This is a genomic window from Paraburkholderia fynbosensis, assembly GCF_902859935.1.
Taxonomy (GTDB): Bacteria; Pseudomonadota; Gammaproteobacteria; order Burkholderiales; family Burkholderiaceae; genus Paraburkholderia; species Paraburkholderia fynbosensis.
The window spans coordinates 38923-51270 of record NZ_CADIKI010000015.1 but is presented as its reverse complement, the minus strand read 5'-3'; the positions used below and the strand labels follow the sequence as shown (position 1 = coordinate 51270).

The window sequence follows — 12348 nt, the reverse complement described above, 5'->3', positions numbered from 1 at the left end:
CTGAGTTAATTGCCGGCCAGGCCCCTTCGGAGCACGGCACCGCACGGCGTGGCACCGTCTTCAAACGACAGCGGCGATCCGCAACGCCCCAGCCTCGCCGATGGCTCGGCGCGCCTGCACCAGCGAAATCCGCGCGGCGCGGGCGTCGACGGCAACCTGAATCAGGCCGGCGAGCTGCGACGGCTGCCGCAACAGTTCCCGCAGAATCGGCCCGAGCGCCGTGCTGCCGTCATCTCGCAGACCGGCCGTCGCGGCGGAAGGCAGCGTGCGCCAAGCCGGATCGACGATCGCGCGACACACGGCAAACGGCACCCCGTGCGCAGCGGCCATCGCGCCTGCGATGTGCGATTCCATATCCACCGCCAACGCACCGGTCGCGCGATGCAGCGTGCGTTTGTCGTCAGCCGATACCAACGGCGCGGCGACCGCTGCCATCAGACCACGCTGCAAACGCCCCGCGAGCGGCCCTGCCATCATCGCGGCGGCGAGCCTGTCCGCCCATTGCTGGTCGGTTTCGTGCCGCCCAAACGGTCCCTCGACCGCGTTCGCGACGATCAGCGAGCCCGGTTCCAGGTCCGGCGCCAGCCCACCCGCCGTCCCGAAACTGACGATGCCCGAAGAGCCGCGCGCGACCGTAGCGGTCAGCGCGCGCTCGAGCAGATCGGCGCGAGCCGCGTAGACCACTTCGACGCCCTCGCCGCGCGCGATCCGCGCTTCGAACGCCATGCCCGTCACCACGATCACTGGCAAGCTGCTGGGTTCGGCACCGGCTGACGGTGTTGTCGAAAGCGGCATCCGTTACATCCCGACCGCGACGCGCGTGAGCCCGTTGCGCTTCAGATGACGGAACCGCGCCAACGCCCACAGCGGGAAGAACTTGCGATAGCCGTGGTAGCGCAAATAGAACACGCGCGGAAAGCCCGTCGCGGTGAAGCGCGTTTCGTCCCACAGGCCATGCTCGCGCTGTTCGCGCTGCAAATAATCGACGCCACGCGCGACCGCTTCGTGATTGACCTCGCCCGCCGCCATCAGGCCCATCAGCGCCCACGCGGTCTGCGATGCCGTGCTCGGCGCGCGCTCATAGCCGCGATAGTCGAGCTTGTAGCTTTCGCCGCCCTCGCCCCAGCCGCCGTCCGGATTCTGGATCGACAGCAGCCACTGCGCCGCGCGTTTGATGCGCGGATCGTCGTGCGACATGCCGGCGGCGTTCAGCGAACACAGCGCGGTCCACGTGCCGTAGATGTAGTTGAGGCCCCAACGGCCGTACCAGCTGCCGTCAGACTCCTGCTCCTGCAACATGTAAGCGAACGCGCGTTGCGCCGGCTCGCTGTTCTGCGGCAATTCACCGAGTTGCGCGAGCATCGACAGACACCGGCCGGACACGTCCGCAGTCGGCGGATCGAGCAATGCGCCGTGATCGGAGAACGGAATGTTGTTCAGGTAGTACTGAGTGTTCTCCGGCTCGAACGCGCCCCAGCCGCCGTCGCTGCTCTGCATGCCGACCACCCACTCGCGTGCGCGCGCAATGGCCTGGCGATCGGCCGTGGATTGCGTGATTGCCGCCGAGCGCTGCATCGCCATCACGACCACCGCCGTATCGTCGACATCCGGGTAGTGCGCATTGTTGTACTGGAACGCCCAGCCGCCAGGCCGCACGTTCGGGCGGCGCGAGATCCAGTCGCCGCGCACGTCGAGAATCTGCAAAGGACGCAGCCATGCGAGCCCGCGTTCGGCCGCCTGCTCGGCATGCGCTTCGCCGGTTTCCAGCAACGCGTGGGCGACGAGCGACGTGTCCCACACAGGCGACAGACACGGCTGGCAATATGCTTCGTCATCCTTGATAACGAGCAGCTTCTCGATCGACTGACGAGCGATTGCGCGATTCGGATGATCGGCCGGGTAGCCCAGCACGTCGTACATCATCACCGAGTTCGCCATCGCGGGGAAAATCGCACCGAGGCCGTCTTCGCCGTTCAGCCGTTCGTCGACAAAGGCCACCGCCGCGCGCACCGCGCGCTCGCGGGTGGCCTTCGGGAACAGGCCGTCGACCGTGCGCAGCAGCGTGTCCACACCGCGGAAAAAGCCGAACCAGCCGGCATGCTGATGCGGCGCCCGGTCGTTCATGCCCGTGTTGACCGGCGCGCCGCGGAACACCTCGTCGATGCGCACCTTGCGCGGATTGCGCGCGAGCGGGCGCTTCGCGTTGAGCACCAGCAGCGGCACGATGACCGTACGTGCCCAATACGACACCTTCGACAGATGGAACGGGAACCACATCGGCAACAGCATGATCTCGACGGGCATCATCGGCACCGCGCGCCACGACACCACGCCGAACAGCGCGAGCAGAATCCGCGTGAAGACGTTGACGTTTTCCGCGCCGCCGTGCGCGAGAATTGCTCCGCGCGCGCGGACCATGTGTTCGGCGTCGGCCGGGTCGCCGATCATCTTCAGCGCGAAGTACGCCTTCACGCTCGCGCTAATGTCGAGCGCGCCGTCGGTGAACAGCGGCCAGCCGCCATTGGGCAACTGGATGCGGCGCAGATAGCGCGCGATCTTCTGCTCGAGTTCGAGGTTCGGCGTTTCGCCGAGATAGTGAACCAGCAGCACGTATTCAGCGGGGATCGTCGCGTCGGCTTCGAGTTCGTACACCCAGTGGCCGTCCGGCCGTTGCGCGGCGAGGATCGCATCGGTCGCGCGCGTAATCGCCGCGTCGAGCGATGCGCTCGATGCCAACGGCGCGTCGTTCGCTTGCGTGTCAACAGCCAGCACATTCGGCCGATTCAGCGCCGGGTCGGCGAGTTCGGGCAGGACGTCGTCCAGCGGCTGGGCTTGAGATAAATCGTTCATCGGCGTTCCATCGGTTCGTTCAGCAACGTATCCGCAGCCTTCTGGCCGGAGCGGATCGCGCCTTCAATCGTTGCGGGCAGGCCGGTGGCCGTCCAGTCGCCCGCGAGCGTCAGGTTGTTCCAGCGAGTGCGCGTGCCCGGACGCAGCGTTTCCTGGTCCGGCAGCGCGGCAAATGTCGCGCGTTTTTCCATCACGACCTGCCAGGCCGGCAGCGGCGTGGCGGGCAGATCGACAGCCCGCGCCACGTCGGCCCAGACGGTGCTCGCGAGCGCTTCGTGCGGCATGTCGAGCAGCCGCTCGGCCTCGTTGAGCGTGACCGACAGGCGCCCGTCGAACGCGAACAGCCATGCGGCCGTCGCGTTGAGCAGCGTGGTGATCGGCGGCAAACCGAACGGCGGCTCGATCGCGAAATGCACGTTGACGGCCGCCGCGAAACGGGTCGGCGCGCGCAGACCCGGCACGACGCCCGGCGCGACCTCCGGTGGCAGGGCAAGGATCACCGCGTGGTTCGCTTCGAGCGCGACGCTTTCGTCGGCGAAATTCAACGCCTGCACGCGAGCACCGTTGGCGCTCAAGACAATGTCCGTCAGCCGCGAGCCCAGCTTGATAGTCGCGCCGCCATGCTGCAGCAAACGCAACGCGGGATCGACGAACGCGCTGCCCAAACCGTTGCGCGCGATCAGCGGCCGGCATGCGAGGCCGCCGGCCAGCACGGTCTCGCGCACCATGGCGCCGGTCAGTTCCGCCGATGCATCGCGCGGCTCCAGATTCAGCATCGCATGAAACAGCGGTCTCAGCAGACGGTCCCACAGCGGGCCGTTGCAGCGCATGGTCTGCGCGAGGTTGCGGCCCGGTTTCGCGAACAGCAGCGGCACGAGCGAGAGATAGTCGCCCGGACCGGTGTTCGGCACGCGCGCGTTCGGGTCGAAGATCCACCAGGGCACGTGTCCCGGCGACAGACGCACGGTCCAGCGCGCCCGCGTGGCGAGATCCATGAACGGAAACTCGGCTTGCGACGGGCCGACCAGTTCGTCGGCGGCACCGATCGCCCGCAGATAGTTGAGCGTCGCGGTATTGCCTGAGAGCACGACGTGATTGCCACTGTCGATGGTCGTGCCCAGCCGCGCGTCGTAGTACGAACGGCAGCGGCCGCCTGCCTGGGGCGCCGCTTCATGCAGCACGACTTGCGCACCGCGCCGCTGCAACTGCACTGCGGCGGCGAGGCCCGCGAGGCCCGCACCGACCACATGTACGAGCTTCGGCATCAGTTCAGGAGAGCGCGTAACGCGCGACGATCCACAGCATGCGCAGCTTCGGCTTGCTGACCTTCGTACGCGGAATGTCGAAGCCCCGTTCCAGCGTGCGTTCGAGCAGCAGGCGATAGACGCCCGACATGATGCGCGGCGCCTTCACCTGATTGCGCGGCTCGCGATCCATGATGGCGTCGGACGCGGCGAAGTGTTGCTGCGCGCGCTCGGCGAGCGTGGCGCACACGCGCGGCAGCGACGGATCGTCCGCGATCTGCATGGGGTTCGTCACTGCGATACCTTCGCGCGCCAGCAGTTCATGCGGCAGGTAGCAGCGGTTGATACCGGCGTCTTCGTCGATATCGCGCAGGATGTTGGTCAGTTGCAGCGCCCGGCCCAGATGGTGCGCGAGCAAACGGCCGGCCTCTTCCTGCATCCCGAATATTCTCACCGATAAACGGCCCGCCGCGCTGGCGACGCGATCGCAGTAGACATCGAGCGTGGCTTCGTCGGGGGCGCAGATGTCGGCGGCCGCGTCCATCGCCATGCCGTCGATCATCGCGTGAAAATCTTCGCGCTGCAGGTGAAACGTGTGAATGTGCCGCGTCAGCGCGCGCAGCGATGCGCGCGGCGCGCCTGCGTAGCATGCGTCGATGTCGGCGCGCCAGTCTGCGAGCGCGGCGGCGCGTTCGGCGCGCGGCATGTCGCTGTCGGCGATATCGTCGACAGCGCGGCAGAAGGCGTAGACCTGATACATCGCATCGCGCTGCGCAGCCGGCAGGATGCGCATGGCGAGATAGAACGAGCTGCCGGACGTGGCGGCAGCGGCGTCGATTTCTGTATCGTCCACGACAAGATTGGAAACAGCCAAGACGATCTCCGCAGGAGGCGCCCGCTGAAAGGCGATCAAAGAGGTTTAATGCTTACCCGCAGGGCAGTAGCCCGCGCGCGCGGACACGCGCGAAACAGCCGGCCGGGATGCCGGAAACGGCGAAAAGTATAACAACGTTTGCGATAGGCCGCAGTTTTGCCGGCGAATTAAGGGCGGGAAGGATGGCGCGGCCGGGAGGCGCCGTCAGCCGAACGCGACCGAGCGGTTGCGTCCTTGCCGCTTCGCGCTATACAACGCCGCATCGGCCTCGTTGATCAGCACGTCGTACGCCGGCACGCCCTGGCGCGCCGCCGCGCCGCCGACGCTCGCGGTCACCGGCACGCTCGTGCCCAGCACTTCGACCGGCGTGTCGGCGATCACCGAGCGGATCTTGTCCGCGACGCGCATCGCGTCGTCGAGCGGCGTGCAAGGCAGCAGCAAGGCAAACTCCTCGCCGCCGAAACGCCCGAAGGTGTCCTGCGCCCGCACCACCTCGGCGACGCGCTGCGCCATCACGCGCAACACCGTATCGCCGACGCCGTGGCCGAACTGATCGTTGATCTTCTTGAAGTGATCGAGATCGAACAGCAGCATCGACATGTCGCCGCCATAGCGCTGCCAGCGCGTGAATTCATCGAGCAGACGCGCTTCGAAGAAACGGCGATTGGCGATGCCCGTCAGCCCGTCACGGTCCGCGTACTCCTGCAACTTGGCGACCGCCTCTTCCCGCTCGCGCTGCACGATGCTCACGTGCGTGACGTCCGAGATCGTCACGCACACGGCGACCACTTCGCGATCGCGCGTGAGCGGCATGAACGTGCAGTCCTGCTGCATGAAATCGACCCCGCCGGTGATCGGGCGGTCATGGTCGAACCGGAACAGATACGGCCGCTGCTCCCACGAACTGAATGCAAAACTGCCGAGCTGAAACACGCTTTCGATCTTGCGCGACAACCACACGCGCGGCAGCTCCGGAAAGTGCGTGAACAACGACTTGCCGACCACCTGTTCCGGCGACAGACCACTGTGGTCCTGCATGAAGCGGTTCCACATGAGCACGTTCATCTCGCGGTCGAGCACGAAGATGCCAAAGCCGACACGTTCGACCACCAGGTCGCTCAACGAATCCACGGTTACATTCATAGGCTGGACAATAGCGCGTCGAGCGCTCCGTTCATGTGGCGAATCGATTCTTCGGCCATCAACATGACCAGGTGCGCGCGGAAGCTGTGATCCTCCAGCGCGAAATTCACTTCGACGAGCAGCGCGACCCGCCACTGCAGCACGCTGGGCTGAAAGACCTCGTCGAGCGTCATCGTTTCGCCGAGCACCCCTGGCGCGGAAAACACCGGCGTGCGGCCGAGCTGGTCGAGAATCGACGACACGCATGCGCCCGTCAGCACGTTGGCGACGTCGAGCATCAGTTCTTTCTGGCTCACCGCCTCGTAGCTCGAACGCGCATACGGATCGCTGACGAGCGAGCACAGCTGCGCGATGCTGTCGCTGCGGCAGATCACCAGCGCCTCGCCCTTGATGTCGGAGCGAAAGCCCTGGCGCACCGCGCTCACCGTGTCGTCGATCCCGGTCATCTCGCGCAGCGCCTCGGCCGCCTCGCTGAGCGCCACCATTCGCACGCGCGGCACGGACAATTCGATGAACGAATCGAGCAGTCGCGCGAGCCGCGTCGCGGCCTGGCCCATCGCCAGATTGGCGACCTCCTGCAGCGCGTCGCGCTGATCTTCGGTGAGGACTGGCTCAGACATACAACCCGTACTCCTTGAGGATGGGCAGTACCGCCTCGGGCGTCACGGGCTTGGCGATGAACGCGGCGGCGCCGAGCGCCCGCACGCGCGCCTGGGCCATCGGTTGAACATCGGCGGAGACGACGATCACGAAGGTGTTCAGATCCTCATGCTGCAACGCTTCCAGCACCTGGTAGCCGGTCATGTCCGGCATCGTCAGGTCGAGGAACATCACCGACGCCTTGCCCTCGCGATACAGACCGAGCGCCTCGCGCCCGTTCGATGCGTAGGACACGTCGACATCCCAGTCCGACGGCAATGCCTTGGTGAGCACCTTACGGGCAAGCAACGAATCGTCGGCGATCACAATGGGCAAGGGCATGGGCGGGTCGAAAAGCGAAAAGATCTCTTACGCATAACGGCGCGTAGAGGCGGTTTCTTTAGCGCGAGGTCTGTCGACCTACGGCAAAGTGCGATGAAGCCCGCGAAAACGCAGGTTGCGAGCGAGCGGAGAGCGTGCGCGGCGACGCGCGTTTGGAGAATCCGGTTCGCCTGCATGAATGCGAGTGCGCACCGTGGACGACGGCAATGACCGGCATGTTCGAGCCTACCCCGTAGATCAATCTGTGCGGCTCGATGGATCAGGCTGCTTTCCTTGGCCGCGCGCGGCGCCGCGAACGCCTTGATCCCTGCATGGTATGCATGGACTGGGTGCCCTCACGGCCTATACGTCCGAACATGGCAGACGAATGTTTATCGTGAGGGGATTTTCGGAGCAAATTCGCGTAAAGGCAACTCACCAAAATCGCATACCGTAATGAGATATTCTTCGCTGGTGCTTTTTATAAAAATGTTTATATAGGATGATGCCGGTTTATTTTATATTTATACTTTTTGATACGTTTGCGCTTCTGGATTCGTCGCTGTTTAACCAGCAGACAAATAGGTGCAAACCCCGGCAGCGCCGCTCTTCACCGGTAACGTCTGGTGCCGCGCTATGTCTGTGCTTCTGCGATGAAGCCGACGGTGCAGGCTCCTTGGACCCGAACGACTTTGGCATGATCGAAAAATGACACCAGACCCGTTCGACCCACCTCGCGCAGGCCGCCTTTCCCCTCATTCCGCGAAACCACGGGAGGACGCATCGTTCCCCGCCGTGCCGGAGCAGAATTTCCAAGTGCGCCGCATCACGTTGATCGCGCTGCTGGTCGCGGCGATCCTGCTGCCGTGCGTGTACGTCGCCGCGATGGCGCTCAGCGATCTGCGCACGCGCGAGGCCGACGCCACCGACATGACGCTGCGCACGGTGCGCGTCGCCGAAGAGCACGCGCTGAAAGTGTTCGACATGAACGAGACGCTCGACGCGCGCATCATCGATCTGACTGAAGGTCTCGACGACGACGGCATCCGCGCCCGCGAAGCCGAGATTCACGAGAAGCTCCGCACGATGGGCGGCGGCTACCCGCAGGTGGCCGCCGTGTCGATCTTCGGGGGCGAAGGGGCGCTGCTCGCGAGCAGCCGTTACTATCCGTCGCCGGTGCTGTCGATCGGCATGCGCGACGACTTCGTCGGCATTCGCGACGGCAACGCGCGCGAGCAGGTGTCGAAGGTGATGACGGGGCACGTTGCCGGCGAACAGGTGTTCAACATGGGCGTGGAGCGGCGCGCCGCCGACGGTTCGTTCGCCGGCGTGGTCTCGGTGGCGCTGCGGCCGAGCTACTTCGATGCGTTCTACCGCGAACTGCTCGGGGGCAGCAACAGCACACCGATGATCATGACTCTCGTGCGCACCGACGGCGCGGTGCTCGCACATTTTCCGCGCACGCCGCGCGAAGCCGCGGCCATGGCGTCCAATTCGCCGTTCGCCGAAGCCGTTGCGCAAGGGCGGCGGGCAGGCGTCGTGCGCATGCGCTCGAACGTCGACGGCGACACGCTGATCCTCGCGTTCCGGCATGTCGGCGCGTATCCGGTGTACGTGCTGTGCGGTTACCGCACGTCGGCGATCTGGGCCGCGTGGTACCGGCACCTGAGCGTCCTGATCCTGTCGATGTTCACGCCGTCGATCGCGCTGTGGTGCGTGATCTGGCTGTCGCTGCGGCGCCTCGGCGCGGAGGAGGAAGCGTGGGAGCGCTGGCAGGCCGAAGCGTCGATGCGCCGCTCGATCGAATCCGCGTATCGCCAGTCGCGCAAAATGGAGGCGCTCGGCACGCTGGTCGGCAGCGTCGCGCACGACTTCAACAACCTGCTGATGATCCTCTCGTCCAACGTGCAGATCGTGCGGCGGCGCGGCGTGGGCGGCCTCGAGCGCGAATTGTCGGCGATGGAGCGGGCGCTCAAGAGCGGCCAGTCGCTGACCCGGCAATTGCTCGGCGTCGCGCGCAAGCAGCCGCTGCGCACCGAGACGTTATTGCTCGAACAATGGCTGCCGACGTGCCGCGAGTTGCTGCGCGCGTCGCTCGGCGCGAAGGTGTCGCTCGTGATCGATCCCGGCGCCGAGACCTGGCCGACGCGCGTCGACGTCGCGGAGCTCGAGCTGGCGCTGATCAACATTGCGGTGAACGCGCGCGACGCCATGCCCAATGGTGGGCGCTTCACCGTGCGGGCCGCCAACATCGTGTTCCGTCACGAGGACGGTTTTCCGCTGACCGGTGACTTCGTGCAACTCTCGCTCGAAGATACCGGCGTCGGCATGGCGCCCGATGTGCTCGCCCGCGCGTTCGAACCGCTTTTCACGACCAAGCCGAAGGGCATGGGTACCGGCCTCGGCTTGCCACAGGTTTTCGCGTTCTGCGAGAGCTCGGGCGGCCTCGCGGCGATCGACAGCGCGGTCGGCGCTGGCACGTCGGTGCGCCTCTATTTGCCGCGCGCCGCGGCCGAAGCCGAGATCACGATGCCGGCGCAAGCGGGCGCCGTGGAGAGCAGTGCTCCGCAAGGTTTGCGCATCCTGCTGGTGGAGGACAACGAGGAAGTGGCCGCCGGCACTGAAGCGCTGCTGCAGATGATGGGCCACCAGGTCACGTGCGTCTTCAACGCCGACACGGCGCTGCGTCTGTTCGACGATGCGCATGCGCGGCGCGCGCGCACCGGCGAGCCGCTACCGTTCGATCTCGTGCTGTCGGACATTCATATGCCCGGCAAGCTGAACGGCATCGATCTGGCCGAGGCGGTTCTGGCCTTCGACACCAAACTGCCGGTGATCCTCGTCACTGGTTACGCGGAGGAACTCGACCGGGCGCGGCGTGTGGACGCGCGGGTGTTGTCCAAGCCCTTCGATATCGGCTTGCTGGAAAAGCTGCTCGAGACGATCCAGCGCGATCTGGCGCAAGCGGGCTCCGACCCGGCGGAGCACCCAGCGCAGCAATAGAGGCGAGTCGCCTGAGCGGCCCTGCGCGTCATTTACCGACAGTTGTAAAAAGCGTGGCGATGTCCCGCCGCGCCTTACGCACGAACCCCGCGCCGATGGACGCGGGCAGGCACTTAGGGTAGCCGGGAGCACTGGGCTGGTCCCGGCATGATCGTTGCGGGCAGACACAAGAAGCGGGCGGCTTGCTCCAGCGCCGCCCTCCGCTAAATACGTCGGGAGACTGCCATGCAACATACCGTGATTGGTTTATTCGACACCTACATGCAAGCGGAAAGCGCTCGCGACACGCTCGTGCAGACCGGTTTCGCACGCGAAGCCATCGAGTTGCAGGCGAACCCAGAACCGTCGGTCGGTTCGGCAACCGACGAAGTCGCCGGCGCCGGCGTGCTCGCCAATATCGAGCGCTTCCTGTCGAGCCTGTTCTCCACCGGCTCGCGCGCCCCGGACGCGGCGCGCTACGCCGAGGCCGTGCGTCGCGGCGCCGTGCTGGTGTGTGTCAACGCCACGAGCGAGTCGCATGCCGAACTCGCCCGCAGCACGCTGACGAGACTGGGCGCGACCGACATCGGCGAACGTCTGCCGGATTGGGAAACGCAATCTTCAAGCGGACGCGAGCATTCGGTGCTCGACGAACTGGGCATTGGCGCCATGACGCCGGGCACGCCGCGGACATCGAGCGCGCCCTCTGCGGCCACGACGACCACGCCCGACGCGAGCGCGCGGCCGGCCCCTACCGCCGATCCCCTGTACACCGCGCCGCCGGGAAGCACGGACGCCGAGCCATTTGCGCCGCCGCCACTCAGCGAGCGGCCCACCGTCGATCCGGTGAATGAGCCGGTTCGCGATCCCTTGGTCGGCGACGTGGGGCGCAGCGCAATCGCAGCCGGCTCGATGCCGGGCTCAGGCGCGGTCATGCAGCCCTCGGAGGTTGTCTCCGAAGCGGGACAGCCGACCGCTGGTCTGGGCGGGCAGATGCCGAACGAATATCTGGAATACGAAGAAGATTTCCGCACGCACTATGACGAGCAATACGCGTCTGAAAATGCGCGATACGAAGACTATGTGCCGGCGTATCGCTACGGCGCGGAAATCGGCAGCGACGCGCGGTTTCGGGACCGTCCGTGGGACGACATCGAGCCGGAAGCCCGGCGTCATTGGGAAACGACGTCTCCGGACAGTACCTGGGAGCGTTTCAAGCTGGCGGTGCGTCACGGATGGGAACGGGTGACCGGGCATCACCACATTTGAACGTTGCGGCGGCGGCTGGTTTGGCGATGGCAGCCGGCTTGCCCGCGTTGGATCTGGTGTGGCGGAAGTGGCGAGCCATTGGCGCTCGCCACGCGGGAATCTGTCAGGCCGCCGTGTGCTGCTTGACCCACGCGACGTAACGGTCGACGAAAGTCTGCAGGAATTTGCGCGTGCCGTCGTTCAGGATCTCGCCTTTTTCGTTGATGACCGCCGCGTCGTGCTTGATAAACACCTCGGGCTGACCCAACGTCGGGACGTCGAGATACGCGAGCACGTTGCGCAAATGTTGCTGCGCGAGCGCCGTGCCGGTCGCGCCGAGCGAGGTGCCGATCACCGCGCCGGGCTTGTTACCCCACGAGTTCGTGCCCCACGGACGTGAGCCCCAATCGAGCGCGTTCTTCAGCACGCCGGGGATGGAGCGATTGTATTCGGCGGTGACGAACAGTAGCCCGTCGGCGGCTTCGACACGCTGCTTCAACTGCTTACCGGCTTCGGGATAATCGGCGTCGTACTCCTGGCTGTAGAGCGGCAACGAGCCGATGTCGATGAACTCGAAGGAGAAATCGGCCGGCGCGAGAGAAATCACGGCTTGCGCGAGTTGCCGGTTGAAAGAGTCCCGGCGCAGGCTGCCGACGACGACTGCAATGTGATGGGCCATGGTTCGCTTCCTTGATTGGCGCTTTATGCGCAGAAAGGTACGGACTGTCCATCATAGGCAATAGATGGGCAGTTGTGGACGAAGACGCTTGCGAACGCGACTGTTGCATCGGCGCCGATATGCGGCGCGCAAGGTGATCGGTGGATAACTCCGCGACCCGCAAAGTTATCCACAGAAACCCTGAATAACCTTGTGGATAACTGGTATTTTTGCCTTGTCAATCAAGCATGCCTTCGGTACTGGACGATTTGAGGCAGATGTGTGGTCAGGATGTGGTGGCGGGGCTGTAGGTCGGCTGCGACGTGTCGCATTTGGCAAAAATCACCGCGAACCCGGTTGGCGCGGAGCATGGCGAAGGGTAAATCTGA

10 protein-coding genes are annotated in these 12348 nt (G+C 65.4%); 2 read left to right on the top strand and 8 right to left on the bottom strand.

All coding sequences use genetic code 11. The features are described from left to right. Positions 1-60: 60 nt before the first annotated feature. From HV770_RS23580 to HV770_RS23550, 7 genes are all read right to left on the bottom strand, one after another. Complete coding sequence (locus HV770_RS23580) at positions 61-795, bottom strand: phosphorylase (protein ID WP_175163509.1); 735 nt, start codon at positions 793-795, stop codon at positions 61-63. Positions 796-798: 3 nt separating this feature from the next. Next, positions 799-2850 (bottom strand): squalene--hopene cyclase, encoded by a 2052-nt coding sequence (gene shc, locus HV770_RS23575; protein ID WP_175163507.1) that lies wholly within the window; start codon positions 2848-2850, stop codon positions 799-801. Continuing rightward, positions 2847-4115, bottom strand: coding sequence for a hydroxysqualene dehydroxylase HpnE (hpnE, locus tag HV770_RS23570; RefSeq protein WP_175163505.1), 1269 nt, complete (start codon positions 4113-4115; stop codon positions 2847-2849). The genes shc and hpnE overlap by 4 nt, the downstream gene beginning before the upstream one ends. 4 nt (positions 4116-4119) lie before the next feature. After that, entirely contained in the window at positions 4120-4968 is an 849-nt protein-coding gene (gene hpnD, locus HV770_RS23565; protein WP_175163488.1) for a presqualene diphosphate synthase HpnD, read from the bottom strand. Between the two features lie 204 nt (positions 4969-5172). Continuing rightward, positions 5173-6111: a sensor domain-containing diguanylate cyclase gene (locus tag HV770_RS23560; protein WP_175163486.1), complete on the bottom strand. Its 939-nt coding sequence runs from the start codon at positions 6109-6111 to the stop codon at positions 5173-5175. After that, entirely contained in the window at positions 6108-6731 is a 624-nt protein-coding gene (locus tag HV770_RS23555) for a chemotaxis protein CheC (protein WP_175163484.1), read from the bottom strand. Before HV770_RS23555 ends, HV770_RS23560 begins: the two co-directional genes overlap by 4 nt. Further along, positions 6724-7092 (bottom strand): response regulator, encoded by a 369-nt coding sequence (locus HV770_RS23550; protein WP_175163482.1) that lies wholly within the window; start codon positions 7090-7092, stop codon positions 6724-6726. The genes HV770_RS23555 and HV770_RS23550 overlap by 8 nt, the downstream gene beginning before the upstream one ends. Before the next feature lie 687 nt (positions 7093-7779). On the opposite strand from HV770_RS23550, the gene HV770_RS23545 reads away from it, so the two are divergent. Together HV770_RS23545 and HV770_RS23540 are read left to right on the top strand one after the other, a co-directional pair. Continuing rightward, positions 7780-10074, top strand: coding sequence for a hybrid sensor histidine kinase/response regulator (locus tag HV770_RS23545; protein ID WP_175163480.1), 2295 nt, complete (start codon positions 7780-7782; stop codon positions 10072-10074). Positions 10075-10299: 225 nt separating this feature from the next. Continuing rightward, positions 10300-11322 (top strand): hypothetical protein, encoded by a 1023-nt coding sequence (locus HV770_RS23540; RefSeq protein ID WP_175163478.1) that lies wholly within the window; start codon positions 10300-10302, stop codon positions 11320-11322. A gap of 103 nt (positions 11323-11425) precedes the next feature. Here the strand turns inward: HV770_RS23540 and HV770_RS23535 are convergent, their stop codons facing one another. After that, positions 11426-11980: an NADPH-dependent FMN reductase gene (locus tag HV770_RS23535; protein ID WP_175163477.1), complete on the bottom strand. Its 555-nt coding sequence runs from the start codon at positions 11978-11980 to the stop codon at positions 11426-11428. Positions 11981-12348 lie beyond the last annotated feature (368 nt).